17 protein-coding genes are annotated in these 19,612 nt (G+C 32.9%); 8 read left to right on the top strand and 9 right to left on the bottom strand.

Annotated features, from left to right (window positions below; translation table 11 throughout):
- Positions 1–41 precede the first annotated feature (41 nt).
- On the bottom strand, positions 42–827 hold the full coding sequence (locus ACSVH5_RS01020; protein WP_438059604.1) for a sulfite exporter TauE/SafE family protein: 786 nt from the start codon (positions 825–827) through the stop codon (positions 42–44).
- 111 nt (positions 828–938) lie between these two features.
- The gene (locus ACSVH5_RS01015) at positions 939–1,574 is read right to left on the bottom strand and encodes a Crp/Fnr family transcriptional regulator (RefSeq protein ID WP_438059603.1); all 636 of its coding nucleotides are present in this window, start codon (positions 1,572–1,574) and stop codon (positions 939–941) included.
- A 279-nt stretch (positions 1,575–1,853) separates the two neighbouring features.
- Here ACSVH5_RS01015 and ACSVH5_RS01010 point away from each other — a divergent pair, with 279 nt between their 5' ends.
- From ACSVH5_RS01010 to ACSVH5_RS00980, 7 genes are all read left to right on the top strand, one after another.
- Positions 1,854–2,168 carry a rhodanese-like domain-containing protein gene (locus tag ACSVH5_RS01010; RefSeq protein WP_438059602.1) on the top strand — a complete coding sequence of 105 codons (315 nt, stop codon included), beginning with the start codon at positions 1,854–1,856 and terminating at the stop codon, positions 2,166–2,168.
- Between the two features lie 42 nt (positions 2,169–2,210).
- The gene (locus ACSVH5_RS01005) at positions 2,211–3,791 is read left to right on the top strand and encodes an NADP-dependent glyceraldehyde-3-phosphate dehydrogenase (RefSeq protein ID WP_438059601.1); all 1,581 of its coding nucleotides are present in this window, start codon (positions 2,211–2,213) and stop codon (positions 3,789–3,791) included.
- A 172-nt stretch (positions 3,792–3,963) separates the two neighbouring features.
- Positions 3,964–4,362 (top strand): c-type cytochrome, encoded by a 399-nt coding sequence (locus ACSVH5_RS01000; RefSeq protein WP_438059600.1) that lies wholly within the window; start codon positions 3,964–3,966, stop codon positions 4,360–4,362.
- A gap of 36 nt (positions 4,363–4,398) precedes the next feature.
- Positions 4,399–4,578, top strand: coding sequence for a hypothetical protein (locus ACSVH5_RS00995; RefSeq protein WP_438059599.1), 180 nt, complete (start codon positions 4,399–4,401; stop codon positions 4,576–4,578).
- A 358-nt stretch (positions 4,579–4,936) separates the two neighbouring features.
- Positions 4,937–5,353 carry an RrF2 family transcriptional regulator gene (locus ACSVH5_RS00990; RefSeq protein WP_438059598.1) on the top strand — a complete coding sequence of 139 codons (417 nt, stop codon included), beginning with the start codon at positions 4,937–4,939 and terminating at the stop codon, positions 5,351–5,353.
- Between the two features lie 239 nt (positions 5,354–5,592).
- Positions 5,593–6,972, top strand: coding sequence for a Gfo/Idh/MocA family protein (locus ACSVH5_RS00985; protein WP_438059597.1), 1,380 nt, complete (start codon positions 5,593–5,595; stop codon positions 6,970–6,972).
- Between the two features lie 479 nt (positions 6,973–7,451).
- Entirely contained in the window at positions 7,452–8,111 is a 660-nt protein-coding gene (locus ACSVH5_RS00980) for a M15 family metallopeptidase (protein ID WP_438059596.1), read from the top strand.
- Here ACSVH5_RS00980 and ACSVH5_RS00975 read toward each other — a convergent pair.
- From ACSVH5_RS00975 to tsaD, 7 genes are all read right to left on the bottom strand, one after another.
- Positions 8,108–8,677: a hypothetical protein gene (locus ACSVH5_RS00975; protein ID WP_438059595.1), complete on the bottom strand. Its 570-nt coding sequence runs from the start codon at positions 8,675–8,677 to the stop codon at positions 8,108–8,110. The genes ACSVH5_RS00980 and ACSVH5_RS00975 overlap by 4 nt on opposite strands.
- A gap of 5 nt (positions 8,678–8,682) precedes the next feature.
- On the bottom strand, positions 8,683–9,855 hold the full coding sequence (locus tag ACSVH5_RS00970; protein ID WP_438059594.1) for a THUMP-like domain-containing protein: 1,173 nt from the start codon (positions 9,853–9,855) through the stop codon (positions 8,683–8,685).
- Positions 9,852–10,949 (bottom strand): AI-2E family transporter, encoded by a 1,098-nt coding sequence (locus ACSVH5_RS00965; RefSeq protein WP_438059593.1) that lies wholly within the window; start codon positions 10,947–10,949, stop codon positions 9,852–9,854. Before ACSVH5_RS00965 ends, ACSVH5_RS00970 begins: the two co-directional genes overlap by 4 nt.
- An 81-nt stretch (positions 10,950–11,030) precedes the next feature.
- A complete protein-coding gene (locus ACSVH5_RS00960; RefSeq protein ID WP_438059592.1) occupies positions 11,031–11,987 on the bottom strand; it encodes a zinc metalloprotease in 957 nt (318 codons plus the stop codon).
- Positions 11,988–12,354: 367 nt separating this feature from the next.
- A complete protein-coding gene (locus ACSVH5_RS00955) occupies positions 12,355–12,996 on the bottom strand; it encodes a DUF4159 domain-containing protein (RefSeq protein ID WP_438059591.1) in 642 nt (213 codons plus the stop codon).
- Positions 12,997–13,034: 38 nt separating this feature from the next.
- Positions 13,035–13,739 (bottom strand): 16S rRNA (uracil(1498)-N(3))-methyltransferase, encoded by a 705-nt coding sequence (locus ACSVH5_RS00950; RefSeq protein WP_438059590.1) that lies wholly within the window; start codon positions 13,737–13,739, stop codon positions 13,035–13,037.
- A gap of 1 nt (position 13,740) precedes the next feature.
- Positions 13,741–14,763: a tRNA (adenosine(37)-N6)-threonylcarbamoyltransferase complex transferase subunit TsaD gene (gene tsaD / locus ACSVH5_RS00945; RefSeq protein ID WP_438059589.1), complete on the bottom strand. Its 1,023-nt coding sequence runs from the start codon at positions 14,761–14,763 to the stop codon at positions 13,741–13,743.
- Between the two features lie 310 nt (positions 14,764–15,073).
- Here tsaD and ACSVH5_RS00940 point away from each other — a divergent pair, with 310 nt between their 5' ends.
- A complete protein-coding gene (locus ACSVH5_RS00940; protein ID WP_438059588.1) occupies positions 15,074–19,444 on the top strand; it encodes a translocation/assembly module TamB domain-containing protein in 4,371 nt (1,456 codons plus the stop codon).
- Positions 19,445–19,612: the final 168 nt, after the last annotated feature.

Here is a 19,612-nt window from a genome sequence, read left to right as displayed (position 1 = left end):
ATAATTGATTAAAAAGGTGATTAAAGTTACATAATTTTACGCTAAAAAAAGACTTCTTTGGTGATGATATAGAGACCCATCACCAAAATAAACCATCCAAAAAGAGGCTTGAGTTTTGATCCATCAATCTTTTTTGATAGTTGAGTTCCAATCAATATTCCTATAAAAGCCATTGCTGCTATAGAAAGCAAAAAACTATAATTTATAGGTGTACCAATGTATACATCACCTCCAAAACCAATAGCAGAATTGATGAAAATGATTAATAGCGAAGTGCCAATGGCTTGTTTCATAGGTAAATTAGCAAAAAAGAGCAAGGCTGGAATAATTAAAAAACCACCACCAGCACCCAAGAAACCCGTAATAATGCCAACGACAAATCCAATAAGTCCTAATTGAACATAATTAGTAGAAGTCGATACAATTTCGGGTAACTTTCTTCTTATCATTGAGACAGCTGCCAATATCATCAAAACCGAAAAGACTATCATGATTAAAAAGTCTTTCGAAACTTGAAAACTAGCAATAGAAAATAAGGTAGAAGCAATCTGCGGAAAGATAACTTCACGTATTATCAGAATTGAAAAGACCGATGGAAAGGCGAAATATAAAGCGGCTTTTATTTTTAAATTTCCCATTTTATAATGGCTATAACAACCAAATAAGGCAGATAATCCAACAATAAACAAGGAATAGCTTGTTGCCAATTCTGGGTCGATTTTGAATAAATAAACCAAAATAGGAATTGTCAAAATAGAGCCCCCACCACCAATGAGTCCCAACGAAAGACCAATAATAATTGAAGCAAAATAACCAATATATTCCATGTTTCTTTTTTTTGTGTTGCAAAGATGTGACTTTACTTTTTAGTCTTTGGTAATTTTAGTCACATTGAGTACTTTGTACTGATTTTTTCTTAATGGGGAAGAAGCTTGTTTTTAAATTTGTGTAGTCAAAACCTCGATATGGTTGCGGTGCAATTTTACTAAACCTCTTTGCTCCATTTTTTTTAAGAGTCTCGAAATAACTTCTCTCGAAGTATTCAAATCCATACCAATTTCTTGATGTGATAATTTTAAATCTTTGCAACCACAAGAAGCCACTTGGCGCTTTAAATAAAATTCTAAACGTTCGTCCATAGCTCTAAATGCTACGCTATCTAATACTTCTAAGACTTCTTCGAAACGATTACGGTAAGTAGCCACTACAAACTCGTACCATGATCGGTGCTCCATCATCCATTTGTCCATCAAAGCTAAAGGCACTGTTAACAATTCGGCATCTTCGACTACCTTAGCCATAATTTGGCTTTTTTCACTTCTAGTGGCACATACCATAGAGAGTGCGCATGCTTGACCAGGTTGCAAATAATACATAAAAAACTCTCCTCCGTCTTCATCTTCGCGATAGATCTTAATTTTACCACTAATCACAAGCATAGTATTTTTGATGTATTGTCCTGTGCGCATAATTACTGTTCCAGCTGGAATAAATTGTTCTTGTGCACTTTGATCTATCGCTTCAAGTAAGGGTGTAGAGAAGGAAGGGAAAGTTTGTTTTAGAGAAGCGCTCATTGATAAATTTAGATAAATTTTACTACCACAAATATAGCATAAAATCAGTTGTTTACTGCGTTTTATCATTGTTGAGTAAATGCTAAATTTTGTGTTATAATATAAAAAATAACACAATTATTTATGAAATAGAATACTTTATTAATGATAATTGTGTGAAAATGTAATTTTGTTGTTTTTTGTGATTTACGATATCGTTTTCTACAAAATATTATCCATTTAACATTTTTGCTCCTTTTTGTTTACTTAAAACATTGTAATTTTACAAAAAAAGAAGCTATGAATTTAACACAAGAAGATTGGATTGAGCAATTAGAAGCCGATTCAAATGCAGTTATACTTGATGTAAGAACTGAAGACGAATACAATGATGGAATTATCGCATCTGCTTTAAATATTGATATTTACCAAGGTCCAGCGTTTATCTCAGCTATAGAAGCGTTGGATAAGTCTAAAAATTATTATGTGTATTGTCGTTCTGGTGCAAGAAGCGCAAAAGCCTGTGAAATCATGAATGAATTAGGTTTTGAAAATGCCTACAATTTATTAGGAGGTATTTTGGCCTGGAACGGTGAGATTGTAGCGCCAGACTAATGCTACAATAAGAACTAATATTAATTTTTAAATTGTTAATTAATGGAAGTAATACCTCAAGAATATCAAATACATACTCTTGTCAATCAACATACTTATCTCGTAAATGGAGAGTTGAAAAAGTGGACAGGAAAAACAACACCAGTATACTCCACTATTTCCTCAACTGCAGATTATGCCCCAACTCTATTAGGCTCTATCCCATTTATGGGTGAAACAGAAGCTTTAGAAGCTGTAGAAGCAGCTCATGCCGCTTATAATAATGGTCAAGGGCTATGGCCTACCATGAAAGTAGCAGATAGAATCAAATGCATGGAAAACTTCGTTTCTCAAATGAAATCAACAAGAGAAGAAGTGGTGAAATTGTTGATGTGGGAAATCGGAAAAACTTTAGGTGATTCCGAAAAAGAATTTGACAGAACCGTTGAATACATTTATGACACCATCGAAAGTTTGAAAGAATTAAACAGTCGTAGTGCTCATTTTTCAAAAGTACAAGGAATTAATGCTATGGTACGTCGTGGTCCACTAGGCGTTGTACTATGTTTAGGTCCTTACAATTATCCTTTAAATGAAACCTTTTCATTGCTGATTCCCGCTTTGATTATGGGAAATCCAGTAATTTTTAAGCCTGCAAAACACGGTGTTTTATTGATTTCTCCTTTATTAGAAGCCTTCAGAAGTAGTTTTCCAAAAGGAGCCATCAATATTTTATACGGACGAGGGAGAGAGGTAGCTACTCCTGTAATGCAATCTGGAAAAGTAGATTTATTGGCCTTGATAGGTAACAGTAAATCGGCTATTGCTCTACAAGATCAGCACCCAAATAAAAACCGCTTGCGTTTGATTTTGGGATTAGAAGCCAAAAATCCTGCCATCATTTTACCTGATGCCGATTTGGATTTAGCAATTCAAGAATGTATTACCGGTGCACTTTCTTTCAATGGACAACGTTGTACTGCTTTGAAAGTATTGTATGTTCACGAATCGATTGCCAATGAATTTAATACGCGTTTTGCAGCAAAAGTTGACGAATTAAAATTCGGAAATCCATGGGAAGAAGGCGTGATGCTTACACCACTTCCAGAAGTAGAAAAACCCAATTATATTCAAGAATTAATTGATGACGCTATTGCCAAAGGGGCAAAAGTTATCAATGCGAAAGGTGGACAAAAAACCGAAAATTCAATTTTTCCAGCAGTTGTGTTTCCAGTAAATAAAGACATGAGAGTGTATCATGAAGAGCAATTTGGACCAATCGTTCCTATTTTGACTTTCAAAGACATTCAAGAACCGTTAAATGATATGGCGGAATCCAATTACGGACAGCAAGTAAGTTTGTTTGGAAAAGACATCAAAACCATTGCGCCACTAATTGATACTTTAGTCAATTTGGTTTGTAGAGTAAACTTAAATAGCTCTTGTCAAAGAGGTCCAGACGTGTTCCCTTTTACAGGACGAAAAGATTCTGCTGTTGCCACATTGAGTATTCATGATGCGTTGCGCTCGTTCTCGATAAGAACTTTTGTCGCTTCAAAAGATAATGCTTACAATAATGCGATTCTGCAAGATTTATTAAATAGCAAAGAATCCAATTTTATCAATACAGATTACATTCTTTAAAAAAAATAAAAATAGATAAACGTCTTATACATAGTATTAAGGCGTTTTTTTTTACCCTTTTTTGTGCTAAAATGGTATAATTTATTGCAAATTTTAATTTTAATGATATTTATCAGTCTTTTCGTGTGTTATTTGTTATAAATTTGACTAATAATACTAAATCGATTTCGCTATGAAAACCAATTTTTCTTATTTATTAGTTGTGGTTTTATTTATTATTGGAGGTCAATTTGCTTCTGCACAGGATTCAGATTGGAAAGCTCCAAAATCTGCAGATGCCTTCAAGAATCCTTTCAAAGGAAATACTAAAGCAACCGCTGAAGGAAAACGTATTTATGAACAAATGTGTGTGCTGTGCCACGGAATTAAAGGAAAAGGTAATGGGGAAGCAGGACTAACATTAGATAAAAAACCTGCCAATTTTTTGGCCTTTAAAGTGAAAAATGAATCCGATGGTGTGATTTTTTGGAAATTAACCAACGGAAAACCTCCAATGGCATCTTATGAAGAACTTTTGACAGAAGATCAACGTTGGCAATTAGTAAATTACATTCGAGCATTGGAGAAATAAATCATTAAGTGCCTTATCAAAAAGAAACTAAAAATAGTGACCAATAAGTTACAGGAACAATTGAGTCGTGAGCCTAAGTATGTGCCGCATCGATGGCGATTGATTCCAAATATTGTGATCAATTCTATTGCTATTGCACTTGCAGGTTTGGTGGTTTTCTTTATTTTGTATTACCTATGTCGCTTTGTAGTTCAATTGTTTTACCATCTGAATTAAATTTGGGATATAGAAAAAAGGTTGTTTTTTACGACACTTTTTCTATATCCCAAATGATTTTTATTGAATTGAAAGCGGAAAAAAAAGCTAAAAATTCTAAATTTCAGGGCAAGCACATGAGTTTAAAAAAATAAAAATTAGCCACAACCCGAACGATCGAATAGGTGAAGCAATTACACAAACTACCACAAATTTGTCAATGGAAAATAAAATTTGTGTCATTCAAATTTTAGTATCACAAAATTAGTGAGTAGTAGTGCGATTTGTGGCAAAAAATAAATGGTGCGTTTGCTCTGCACCGAATAAGTAATTTTTACGGTAGTAGTAGTTTTTTTGTATTTTAGCAGAAAACTATTCGATGCTTTCACAAAAAACAAAATATGCTTTAAAAGCACTTCTTTATTTGGCACAACAAAAAGAAGGGGAAATTGCCAAAACTTTTGCTATTTCTGAAGGAGCCAATATTCCTAAAAAATTTTTAGAACAAATTCTATTAGATTTAAAAAGGGCCCATTTTGTAGGTAGCAAACAAGGTAAATTAGGAGGGTATTACCTTTTGAAGTCCAAACATGATATTACCTTAGCCGATGTACATCGGTTATTTGATGGCGCTATTGCTTTATTACCTTGTGCTTCATTAAATTTTTATGAACCCTGTTCGGATTGTAAAAATGAAGCAACCTGCCACTTGCGTCATGGATTGATTTCTGTTCGGGAGGAAACACTAAAGTCCATGCAAAAAATTACTATTGGTTCATTGTTTGAATTGGAATAGTCGCACTAATTATTCCACGTTTTTTTGCAACTTGAATTGTATATTAGTTGCTAACTCATTATTTTGACTGCTATATTTCATTTCAGGATCTTATTTTAGAGTATGAACTAACTTCTTTTTTTAAATTTTTTTTGAATGGAATATTTATGCTGAATTGAAATCTAAAACAGTTCTTTTACTTACATTTCAGAAGGTATTGCTATATAATTTTACTAAAAATCCACTAACTATAAACCATTATGAAAACGCGTTGTATTAATTTTATTCTTGTTTTTTGTCTTTTTCTAGGATGGACGCATGCTACTGCGCAAATGATAAAAACACCGACTCCCAAACGCCCCAAAGGGCAAACCGATGTATTGCGTTTAGCCATTGCACCAATCCCAACAGTAAGGGTGGCTTTTATTGGCTTAGGAATGAGAGGTTCAGGAGCAGTAGAGCGCATGACTCAAATACCTGGGGTAGAAATAGTGGCACTTTGTGATATGCTCGAATCCAATACAAAAGCATCCAACGAAACTTTAGTAAAAAATGGTTTCCCAAAAGCCAAAGAATTTTTTGGCAATGAAAACGCTTGGCGTCAAGTTACAGCGCTTCCTAATGTTGATTTGGTGTACATTGCTACCGACTGGAAACATCATGCACAAATGGGAGTACAAGCTATGAAAGATGGTAAAAACGTTGCGATTGAAGTACCTGGAGCCATGACGATGGACGAAATTTGGGATTTAATCAACACCTCCGAGAAAACCCGAAAACATTGCATGCAGTTAGAAAATTGTGTCTACGACTTTTTTGAATTGACCACATTGAATATGGTGCAACAAGGCCTTTTTGGTGAAATTTTACATGCTGAAGGTGCTTATATTCATAATTTAGAACCTTTTTGGGGTGAATATTGGAACAATTGGCGCTTAGATTACAATACCAAACACCGTGGCGATATTTATGCAACTCATGGTATGGGGCCTGCCTGTTTGGCGTTGAACATTCATCGTGGCGACAAAATGAATTATTTAGTGTCTATGGATACCAAAGCAGTGGGGATTCCAGCATTCATAAAAGAAACCAAAGGACAAGAGTTGAAAGATTTTCGCAATGGTGATCATACTATGACCATGATTCGCACCGAAAAAGGAAAAACCATTCAGATTCAACACGATGTGGCTAACCCAAGACCTTATTCAAGAATGTATCAATTAACGGGTACCAAAGGGTTTGCCAACAAATATCCATTAGAAGGCTATGCTTTGGATTCTAAAAACCTAGACAAAGAGGTAGCGCCAAATCATGAAAATTTAAACGCCCATAGTTTCGTACCCAAAGAAGTAAAAGAAGCGTTAATGAAAAAGTACAAAAACCCAATTGTAATCGATATCGAAGAAAAAGCTAAGAAAGTAGGAGGGCACGGCGGAATGGATTACATCATGGATTATCGTTTGATTTATTGTTTGCAAAACGGATTGCCGCTAGATATGGACGTATACGATTTGGCCGAGTGGTCCTGTTTAGCACCACTCACAGAGCTGTCGTTAGAAAATAACTCAGCTCCTGTTCAAATCCCTGACTTCACACGCGGCGGTTGGGAGAAATTAAAAAAAGTAGAATTTTCCAAATAACAATACCTAGTCTTAAAGATAGGTATTTTATACTTTAGAATTTGTAAAACGATTTGGCTGTCCGGGCAGGCTATCCACTACAAGTCCGCAGGAACCCGTTCATAAAACATAACCCCAAAAGGAGCTTCGGTTGGTCGCTCTTTTTGGGTTTGTTTTATAAAAAGAACGGCTTCCTTTACGGGCTTTGCGTTACTATCCTTGACAGAATTAGGGAATCAAGGAAAATCTTTCTACATTTAACCCAGATTCCACATTAGAAATTTACTACAACTAAATTACTTTACTATTTTTATATTTTTTAGTGGAGTTCAGTGAATGAATTTCTTCTTCAAAACCAAGAGCTTACTCCTGTTTTTAAATTCAAAATACAAAAGTATTACTTCTTCAAAAATAGTCCGTGAGCTCATGCTTTTATTGAACAATTCAGTTTTGCTACGAAGTCTATTACGGATTCTGGGTTTAAACAAATAAATTTGAGTATGCGATTTACACTTTTAACCACTTTTTTTACTTTTTTTTTAACTTCAGGTCTTTTTAGTCAATCTCAAGCGCTGCAAGACGTAGAAAAAACTATAGCCCAAAAATCAATTTCAGACACAACATTTGTCAAATTAAGTGATTTCAGTGATGGGTTTGTATACGACATGAAATATGCTACAGCCGATAATTTTTTGAAAGCTAAGGTGTATGATTGTGCAGCCTGTTTTTTGCGTTGGAAAACGGTTAAAGCGCTACTTAAAGCCAATGAAAAGTTTATTAAAAAAGGGTATAGAATTAAGTTGTTTGATTGCTATCGGCCATTAGATATTCAGAAGAAAATGTGGGCACTGGTACCTAATCCTATCTATGTGGCTGATCCTGCTAAAGGCTCCATACACAATAGAGGAGGAGCAGTTGATATAACTTTAGTAAGCCTAGATGGGCAAGAAGTTGCTATGGGAACTCCTTTTGATTTTTTCGGTAAAGAAGCAAGTCACGATTATCCATTTACCGATAAGAAAATTATGGATAATCGTAAAATGCTAAAAAAAATAATGCTACAAAATGGATTCAAAGCTTTTGATTCTGAATGGTGGCATTATAATTTGGTAGCTGGATTGACCGACAAAGTAGCCAATACAAAATGGAGTTGCGATTAGTTTTCTATACAAGAAATGTTTTTTATAAAATAACTATCCGGATGATAAATAGTAGTGTTTAATTCAGAGGTAAATTCCTTTTTGATAATATAATCTTCAACATCTGTCAAGTATTTTATTCTCATTATTGATAAAGGAGAGTTTTTTAACTTTTCGAAGCTGTCTTTTAAAAAATAAAATTCTCCAGTGGTAACTCTATTGTCAAATCCTTTGTCATCTCGTAGTAAGGTTCCGCAATTTTCTTGATCTTTATGAATTAATGAGATGATGTTTCCGTCATTTAATTGAAGAAATAATTTGGAATTTTTGTCGAAACAATTGGCTTTTATAAACCCTTTGCTTTTTTGAATCAATTGTACATTTAAAGTGGGAACACCATCAGTTAAGGCTAATGAAAAGAAAATATAACTTGCCGTTCCAGCGAAATTTTTTTCACTTATCATGTATTCTTTAGTTACTTTATAGGAACCAATAGAATCAGTAATGTTTGTACTGTATTCGCAATTTTTTTGTGCCAATAGTGAAAAGTGAAGTAATGCAAAAAAAGAAAGTAGTAAATGCTTCATGGATTTTAAATTTTGGTGCAAATTAAAACTATTTTATGGTTATTTACATCAGTAGTAAAAAAACAATAAATGTTTCCGCCTTCTTTTATTTTCCATTTTTTTCTGATGTTTTCTACACTTTCTGGAAAATTTCGAGTAGTAATGTTTGCTTTTTGATGGGCTAAGATGTTTTTAAGTGCTGTTTTATTGTAGTTTAATTGTTGGTCTATTTTAAATCTTCTTCCAGGAAATTCTATAAGTTCAGTATTGGTGTATAAATGGGAGTGAGCATGTAATTTGTTCAAATTGAAAGATGTGCTTATCGCATTAAATGCCCCAGATTTCATGATTGCACTGTTGGGTTCATATAAGTATACTTCTGGCACCCCATAGTTAGCAACACTATCGTTTTTAGGAATTTCAAATTTTTCTTCGGTTTCTTTAGTACTATTTACCGTTTTTATTGTAACATTTCCAGTATAGTCTTTTTTTAGTTCCCACAAAAGTTCTTTTACTTCATTGTTTAAAGCGATGATGTGAATAGTTTTTACATTTTTTAATTCAGATAATCCTGCTGAAATATCCAACAGTGGAGCCGTTTTTATCAAAATAGCATTTGATTTAGAAAAATAAAAATCTATGTTTTCAGGAACGTTGGGCAGACAGTCTTTGAGCATAAAGACTTTTCCCTTGCTTTCGTTTCGCCTTGAAGGATCAATATAAATCCAATCCCAAACTTGATCGGTTTGCTTTAAAAAAAGGTCACTGTCTCCAATTTTACATTCGATATTTAAAGCGTTTAATTGTTTGAAATTGTGGGCTGAAATTGCTGAAAGCTCGGCATTGATTTCACAATGAACGACGGTTTTGAATTTCTTGGAAAAATAAAAATCATCAACCCCAAAACCTCCAGTCAAATCAATTAATGTTGTCCCCGATATTAAATTTGATTTATAGCGAGCGGTAATCTCTGAAGACGTTTGTTCAATGGATATTTTTGGTGGATAAAGGATGTTTTTTGTTGCAAACCAAGTAGGTAATTTTTCTTTGGCTTTCGTTTTACTTTCAATTTGATTCAAAATGGCAAGCCATTCTATGGATGGGAAAGGGTTTTTTTGAAAAGCTACTTTTGCAAAGTTTTGTTGTAGTTGATCGTTGATAAAATTCTGAACATCAACATGTAAAATTTCTAAATTCAAGAGTAAAGATCTTTGGTTAACAATTGAATGATTTTATTTTCAGGAAAAAATTCTTTTCCAATTACTTTCAAAATAGTATAAAAGGGTACAGCAATCACCATTCCTAAAATTCCAAATAAAAATCCAGCTATAAGAATAATTAAAAATATTTCTAGTGGATGAGAACTTACACTCTTTGAAAATATTATGGGTTGAGAAAGATTGTTATCGATAAGTTGAACCACCCAAAAACCAATAAGAACAGAGATAGTTGCAGGGAGTATTTCGGTTTGAAAATTTTCACCTAAATGACTAATCATAGTAAGTATTGCTGCTAAAACAGATGCGATTAATGGGCCTAAATAAGGAATTACGTTTAATACAGCGCACAAAAAAGCAATGATGAACGCATTAGGGATTCCAAAAATTAGCAAAACCACCAAGTATAAAATGAATACAATAAACAATTGTAGCAATAATCCAATAAAATACCTCGAAAGCAAATGGTTAATTTTTTCGAATGAATTAAGTATTTGCTCTTCATGACTGTCAGGGATTAATCTTCTTGCACCCTTCAAAAACAAAACGCGATCTTTTAAAAAGAAAAAAGTAATAAAAACTACTGAGGCTAAGCCCATGCCAAAACTGCTTATTGTGGATAACAATGAATTTAAAAAATTTGGAATTATCCCAAAATTTATTTTGGAAGCCATCGCATTAAAGTTAAAGATTTTTTTGGGGTTGATATGATGACTTTCTAAAAAAATATTCATTTGATTGATCAGAGCAATAGCATTTTTTTCTATTTCTGAAGTGTTTAACAAGGATAAATTTTGACTTTGAGAACTTATCAGAGGGACAAATAGAATGAGAAGTCCAAATATCATGGCAATAAAAATACTAATAGTGCAAAGGGTTGCTAGTGTATGCGAAAATTTCAATCTCTTTTTAAAAAAATCTACTATGGGATTGCCTATCAAAGTCAATATAATCGAAACTAGAATATAAATTAATACGATTTGAATTTGATACAAAAAATAGAGGCCAATCGCAGATACTAAAAGTAGTATAATGGCTCTTAGAATACCGTTAGCAATTAGTTTTGATGTGATCATAAATGGTTCTCGATTTAGCTTATAAATATAAAAAAAACTCGCTTGTTGAAGCGAGTTTTGATTTTAATTATTTATTTAAGATTATATTCCGAATCCAGCTCTAGCACCTCCGCTTATGAAAAGGGCAGCCATTCTAGCTTTTTGTCCGTTTGTAAACATGTACATTCCTCTATCGTCTGTATAATCCATATAGTTCATTGTCATTTCAACAGGTGTTCCAGTACAAGTACTTAAATGTGGATAAGTTGGAACTCCGTAGTTAGCAGAGTCATGTGTAGGTGTATCAGAAACTAAATCACTTCCACAAGTTGCGTCACCCCAAATGTGTCTTAGGTTCATCCAGTGACCTACTTCATGGCTAGCTGTTCTTCCTAAATTATAGGGATAACTTGGTCCAGAGTCACTAGTAACTCCAAAGTATTTAGAGTCTATTACTACCCCATCAGTGGAAGCGGATCCTCCTGGAAATTGTGCGTATCCTAAAATACCTCCACCAATGGTACAAGCCCATAAGTTTAATGTATTTGATGGCGAAGTAGGGTCAATACCTCCTTGCTTTGATTTCTTCATTGCATCTCTAGTTCCCCAAGAAGTTTTTGTGGTTGCCTTACGGTTAATAGTCACCAATTCAAAAGTGATACCTACATTAGCAGCTACCCCTGCAAATAGTGCTGGAGTACTTGAAAAATCTGAATTTGTAGCAGTAAAATCTTTGTTCAATACATCTATTTGGGATTGAATTAAGGCATCTGAAATATTTTCAGCTGCAGTGCGGTATAATACATTTACTACTACAGGGATAACTACTTTCCCATTTACTAATCTACCAGTTACTCTTGCTTTTTGGGTAAATTCTTCAATTTGGTTCATTCTTACAGCCAAAGAAGGATCAGCTGCTAACTGTGCTTGAAATACTTCGTTGGTAGCACATCCTCTTCTAGCAACAGCTTGTCCATTAGAGTTTGTGTTTAAAGTTTCTTCATTCTGACAAGAAAAGAGCATTAATAATAAGCTTGCACTTAATAAAATTTTTTTCATAATTGAAAATTGTTAATTGTTATAAAATAGTTAATTTGGTTAATTCTTTAACAATTTTATAACATATTTTTTAAACTTCCAATTATTTTTATCTAAAAAGAGTAAAATAATATGTTGATAAACAATGCTTTGGGCGGCTGAATTTATTTTAAACGTGTTCTAGAGCCTGATTTTATTGACATAAATGAAATTTAGTGTATAAATTTCTCATTTAGTTTAAGATGAGTTAGTTGCAGGGTTGTATAAAAAATAAATAAGAAATATCTTTACTTTATTACTTTGTATATTGGGTGATTGAATAAATAATTATTGAGAAAAAGGTTTAGATTAATAATATTGGTACTATTTTTTAATTATGTTCTTTTTTTTAATTATTGAAAATAAAATTAATGATGTTTGCGCCCATTTTTAGTGCTTTTTGTCGAACTTCTATTGGGTCATTGTTTACTTCGGCATCTTCCCAGCCGTCGCCTAAATCACATTCGTAGGTATAAAGTAACACTAAACGATTGGCTATAAATATTCCGTAGGCTTGAGGTCTTTTGCCATCGTGTTCGTGAATCTTTGGCAAGCCAGAACTGAAAACAAAGGGTTTTTGGAAAATTGGATGACTAGAAGGTATCTCAACCAAATCATAATTAGGAAATAATTTTTTTATTTCTTTTCTAATGTATTGATCCATTCCATAATTATCATCAATGTGCAAAAAGCCACCCGCTTCAAGATATTTTTTTAAATTCTCTGCTTCCGAATCATTGAAAACAACATTTCCGTGTCCTGTCATGTGTATAAATGGATAGGAAAATAAATCTGGGCTATTGGGCTCAACAGTAGCCGGTTTGGTTTTTATTTTGGTATTGATGTTGCTATTGCAAAATCGTATCAAATTGGGCAAGGAGGTGGGATTAGCATACCAATCTCCTCCGCCATTGTATTTTAGTAATGCAATTTCTTGCGCATTGCTTCCGAAAGAAATTAAAAAAATAAATAATAAAAGAGGTTTTATCATTATCAAAATTGTTAAAAGAGAATTTATCTCAAATATTGTTATTCATTAAAAAAAGCTACACTATGGCAGGCTACAACAGCCGCTGTTTCTGTTCTTAACCTAGTTTTGCCTAATGTCACAGCAATATAGTTATTGGCTAGTGCAGTTTCAATTTCCTTTTCAGAAAAATCTCCCTCAGGACCAATAAGTAGGGTTGTTTTTGTATTCTTTTTTAAAACAGATTTTAATGATTTTTTATCGGTTTCTTCACAATGTGCAATCAATAAAGACCCATCGTGTTCTTGTTTTATGAAGTCTTTAAATGAAATCGCCTCATTCAATTTGGGTAAATAGCAAGTATTACATTGCTTCATTGCTGTCAAGATTATCTTTTCAAATCGTTCTTTATTGATCACTTTTCTTTCAGAGCGGTCACAAATGATTGGGGTTATTTCTTGAATACCAATTTCAGTAGCTTTTTCTAGAAACCATTCATAACGATCGTTCATTTTGGTTGGCGCAACTGCCAAGTGCAAAGGATGGGGAGAAGGTGCAATTTTTTCGAAAGACAAAATAGAAACGTTGCATTTGCTATCTGAAGCCAAAGTGATTGCGGTTTTAAACAAATACCCTAATCCATTGGTAACAAATAGAATATCGCCATCTTTTTTACGTAGAACTTTAATGATATGTTTGCTTTCTTCTTTGTCAAATACAAAAGAAGTACTGTTTTCGTTTATCGAGGAATTGTAAAATAATTGCATATTAAAATGGGATTCTTGCTTTTGAAACAACAGAAGCAGCTTCAAAATGTTGCGATAAATATTTTTGATAACCTACTATTCCTATCATTGCGGCATTGTCTGTAGTGTATTCAAATTTGGGAATGAAGGTTTTCCAACCGTATTTTTTTTCTGCTTCTTGTAAAGTAGTTCTAATTCCCGAGTTGGCAGAGACACCACCACCAATAGCTACTTGCTTTATTCCTGTTTCTTTGACGGCTTGTTTCAGCTTGTCCATCAAAATAGCAATGATAGTATATTGTATAGAAGCACAAATGTCATTTTTGTTTTCTTCAATAAAGTTCGGATTTTCTTTTTGATGCTTTTGAATAAAATACAATATAGCTGTTTTCAATCCTGAAAAACTAAAATCCAATCCAGCAACTTTAGGCTTGGTAAATGTATAGGCTTTAGGATTACCAGATTGTGCTAGTTTATCTACTAATGGTCCTCCAGGATAAGGTAATCCTAGTATTTTTGCACTTTTGTCAAATGCTTCTCCTACAGCATCATCGGTAGTTTCTCCGATAATGGTCATGTCAAAAAATCCGTCAACACGCACTATCTGGGTATGACCTCCACTTATGGTTAAAGCCAAAAAAGGAAATTTTGGCTTTTCATACCCTTCTTCTTCAATAAAATGAGCCAAAATATGAGCATGCATGTGGTTTACAGCAATCAAAGGAATGGACAGCGCTGTGGCCATAGATTTAGCAAAAGAACTTCCTACAAGTAAAGATCCCATCAATCCAGGACCTTGGGTGAAGGCAATGGCTGACAGTTGTTCTTTGGTAATATTGGCTTTTTTTAACGCAGCATCAATGACGGGAACTATATTTTGTTGATGTGCTCTTGATGCCAATTCTGGAACTACACCTCCGTATTGATTATGTATGAGTTGATTGGCCACAACATTTGATAAGACTTTGTCGTTATAAAGAACCGCTGCTGCGGTATCATCACAAGAGCTTTCAATAGCAAGAATAAAAACGTCTTGATTTTGCATAAGAAGGGACAAATTTTAAATTAAATTAGATTGTATAGTCGTAAAATTCTTTATTTTTACCGCTTGGTCAAAATTAGCTATTTTTTATGAAATGGCGATTGAAGTCATTAGATTTATAGTTTTATAAAGGATATCACTTCTTAAATTTTCATGCATAATTTTGTAACCATTTAGAATACTTAATAATTCAGTTATCATAAAAATTAGAAAAATACTATTACGTTCCGCATTGGCACTTTTGCTACTACTTTTATTAGTAGGAATTGCGCTTTCCTTACCCGTTGTGCAAACAAGTCTTGCCAAAAAAATAATGAATGAAATTAATACTTCCTATGGGACTTCAATAATTATTGATGAAGTAGCGATTTCTATTTTTGGTGGTGTAAAATTGAAAAAAGTGGTGATTTTAGACCATCATAAAGATACCTTGATTTACTCTAATCGAATTAAAACAAATCTTATCGAAATTAAAAAAGCTATTGATGGCGATTTAATTTTTAATACGATTCGATTAGAAGGTTTACTTTTTAATTTAAAAACCTATAAGAAAGAAAAGCATACTAATTTGGATGTATTTATTGAAGCTTTTGAAACTGGAAAACCTTCATCGAAACCTTTTTTAATGACGGCTCGAGAAGTTTTTATTTCAAACGGACATTTTATATTGACTGATGAAAATAGAGCAAATCCAAAGGATGTCGATTTTACTAAAATTAATGCGCAAATTAGTAGTTTTAAAATTATAGGACCAGAGGTAAGTACCAATATTAATCACCTTTCATTTAAAGACTATCGAGGGATATATGTAAAAAAACTTAGCTCCATATTTAGTTACAATAAAAAGCAAATTTGTCTTCGAAATTTGAACTTAGCAACAAAAGAATCTACTTTGAGAGGTGAAGTACAATTGAATTATAAAATTGAAGACTTTTCAGACTTTAACAATAAAGTCAATTTCGATATTCAATTAAAATCAGCTACAATTGCTTCGAATGACATTCGCTATTTTTATAATGAATTAGGACAAAATCTTTACTTTAATGCTCGTTCAAGAATCGAAGGAACCTTAAATAATTTGCGATTAACCAATCTATTGCTAAATGATAAAAATGGGTCAAAAATAGTTGGAAATATAAATTTCAAAAATTTATTCCCAACAAAAGGGCAAGAGTTTTATATGAAAGCAAAGTTCGAATCATTGACAACTAGTTACGATGATTTGGTTACAATTTTGCCCAATGTTTTGGGTAAAACCCTACCCGAAATGCTACAAAAATTAGGAAAAGTTGATGTAGTAGGTACTACCGAATTAACAACACAAAACATTGAGGCTAAGTTTCAAATGAATACCTCAATAGGTGGGGTTACTTCAGATCTGGTTATTTTGGATATGGACCAATCTGATATTGCTAATTATAAAGGAACCGTTGACTTGCTAAATTTTGACCTAGGCTCGTTTTTGGATCGGAAAGATTTGGGACAAACAACTTTAAATCTAGCGATTGATGGTGTCGGTTTTACTCAAAAAAGCTTAGATACCGATGTAAAAGGTACTGTTGCAAAAATTAGTTATAATAATTACAACTACAGCAATCTAGTTTTGGATGGCCATTTTAAATTGCCTTTATACAAAGGAAAAATCGCAATAAAAGACCCGAATTTAGCGCTGGATTTTGAAGGTTTAGTAGATTTAAGCGGAAAGCAAAACAAATACGATTTTCATATTGCCATTGATAATGCCAATCTCCATCAATTGCATTTTGACAAAGAAATGGTTTCCAACTTCAAAGCAACTATTGATCTTGAGGCAACAGGTAATTCTATTGATACTGTTTTTGGAAATGTCTACATAAAAAATGCTAAGTATACGAATTCAAAACAAGTGTATGCATTTGATGATGTACATATTTCCTCAGTTTTTGATGCAACAAATGAACGCACGCTTACCATAAATTCATCCGATGTGGGACAAGGTCAAGTGATTGGTAAATTTAGATTCAATCAATTAATTGGACTAGTTGAGAATTCTTTAGGAAGTCTTTATGGTAATTATAAACCAATTAATGTAATTAAAGGTCAGTACTTGAAATTTGATTTCACAATTTATAATAAGATAGTAGAAGCGGTATTGCCCGAAGTTATTTTGGCTTCAGAAGCTAAAGTAAAAGGTATCATTAACTCGGACAAAAACGAATTTAAATTAAATTTTAATTCTGATAAAATTACAGCAGCAGGAACAACCTTAGACAATGTTCGATTGGCTATTGATAACAAAAACCCTTTATTTAATGCTTTTATCGAATTGGATAGTATAAAAACGGGGGTGTATAAAATTAGAGATTTTAGCTTGATCAATGTTACAATGAAAGATTCTTTAAAAATAAGAACTGAATTTAAAGGAGGAAACAATGGCGAAGACCTTTTCAATCTTAATTTATATCATACCATTGATAAAAATAAAAATAACATTATTGGTTTTAGTAAATCTGATATTACATTCAAAAATTATGTATGGAATATTAATGCAGTAGATTCTGAAAACAATCAAATTATTTTTGATAAGTCGCTACATAATTTTGCTTTCAATGATATTATTTTGACTCATGAAGATCAAGAGATTGATTTTAAAGGATTGATAAAAGGAAGTAACTACAAGGAATTACATCTTAATTTTAAAGGGGTTGATTTGAAAAAAATAACACCTTCGAGTAGTCAATTTACTTTTAATGGTAATATCAATGGGCAAGTAAATTATGAGCAAAATGGAGCAATATATAAACCAACTGCCTCAGTAGCGGTAGATCGCTTAAAAATAAATGAGGTGTTTTTCGGAGACTTAAATTTCAATATAGAAGGGGATGAAAGTCTTAAAAAATTTACCATACATTCTCATCTTGAAAATGATGGATTTGAATCCTTCAGTACCAACGGTCATTTTGAAGTTATTAATGATCAAACTTTTCTGGATTTAGATATTAAATTGGATAAATTTAATTTGGCTTTTTTAAGTCCAGTTGGTGGCGAAGTAGTAAATAATATCAGAGGATTAGCATCAGGCAATACTAAAATACTAGGAACTTTATCAAAACCTGATATTAATGGGCGTTTGTATTTAGAAGGTGCAGGAATGACAATTCCTTATTTGAAAGTGGATTATGAGTTGGTAGACAGAACAATAGTAGATTTAACGAATGAGAAATTTTTATTCCGAAACAATTCCATTTTTGATACAAAATACAATACTAAAGGGATATTAAATGGAGTGGTAGAACATAATCAATTTTCGGATTGGAAGTTAGATTTGAATATTGCTTCAAAACGATTTTTGGCTTTAGACACGCAAGATAGTGAAGATGCAGCTTATTTTGGGACGGCTTTTATTGATGGGAATGCCTTAATTAAAGGACCTGTAAATGGCCTTTTCATTAAAGTTGATGCTAAATCTGAAAAAGGTACCTCAGTGAAAATTCCAATTAATAATGCAGAAAGCGTTAGTGAAAATGGTTTTATTCGCTTTATAACTGCAACAGAAAAGAATAATGCTAAAAAAGGCCTTCTGGAGAATGTTAACAATTATAATGGTCTAGAATTAGAATTTGATTTGAATCTTAACCCCAATGCAGAAGTAGAAGTGATTCTAGATCGAAACACAGGTCATGGCATGAAAGGCAAAGGTTTTGGATCGTTGCTACTTAAAATTAATACTTTAGGTAAATTTAATATGTGGGGTGATTTTCAGGCTTATGAGGGGACTTACAACTTTAAATGGGGAGGGATTATTGACAAAAAATTTGCAGTAAAAAAAGGAGGCTCCATTATTTGGGAAGGAAATCCGATGAAAGCACAATTAAATCTTGAAGCCGTATATAAGACCACTGCAAATCCATCAGTATTATTAGAGAATTCTTCTTTTAACACCAAAGTTCCTGTAGAAGTTGTCGTTGGAATTCATGGTGATTTAGCGCGCCCTGAACCTGAATTTAATATTGATTTTCCGACTGTGAGTTCTGTTTTGGAATCTGAAATTCAATATAAATTGAACGATAAAGACATCCGTCAAACTCAAGCACTTTATCTTTTGTCTTCTGGAAGTTTTTTGAGTCCACAAGGGATAAATCAATCGGATTTTTCTACCAGTCTTTTTGAAACTGCCTCAAGCTTGTTTGGAGATATTATTAAATCTGATAATGATAAATTTAAAGTTGGAGTAAATTTAATTACAGCAGATCGAAGAGCAGGTCAAGAAACAGACGGTCGATTTGTAGCAACTGTTTCTTCTCAATTAAATGAAAGAATTACTATAAACGGTAAATTGGGTGTGCCATTCGGAGGGGTTAATGAGTCTGCAATTATTGGAGACGTTGAAATTTTATACCGTGTAAATGAGTCTGGTAATTTTAACTTGCGATTATTTAACAAAGAGAATGATATCAATTATATAGGACAAGGAATCGGGTATACGCAAGGCTTGGGTATTTCTTACGACCTTGATTTTGATACTTTTAAAGAGTTTGTGCAACAATTATTCAAAAAACACAAACTTAATACGCCTTCTAAAAATGACCATATCGAAGACGATTCCCCATTGACACCAGATTATATCAACTTTAATAAATCCAAAAAACAGTTACCTGAAAAACCCAAAAATAATCAAGAAGGACTAATTCCTGAGGAAGAGTAATACCATAATCGATATATTGACTTTGTGTTAACAAGCAAATTAAGAATGCTTTGCTTCAGAGCAAAAGCATCACTTATTTTTCGTTACGAATTTAAAGAAAGTGGTAAAACTATGACTGTAGCTTGGCTAATTTTGTTTACCGCGATTTGCTGATTTTCAAAGATAAAA

This window comes from Flavobacterium sp. RSSA_27, from assembly GCF_051547125.1.
Taxonomy (GTDB): domain Bacteria; phylum Bacteroidota; class Bacteroidia; order Flavobacteriales; family Flavobacteriaceae; genus Flavobacterium.
Note: the sequence above shows the minus strand (reverse complement) of the source record. Positions and strands in the feature narration are given on the sequence as shown.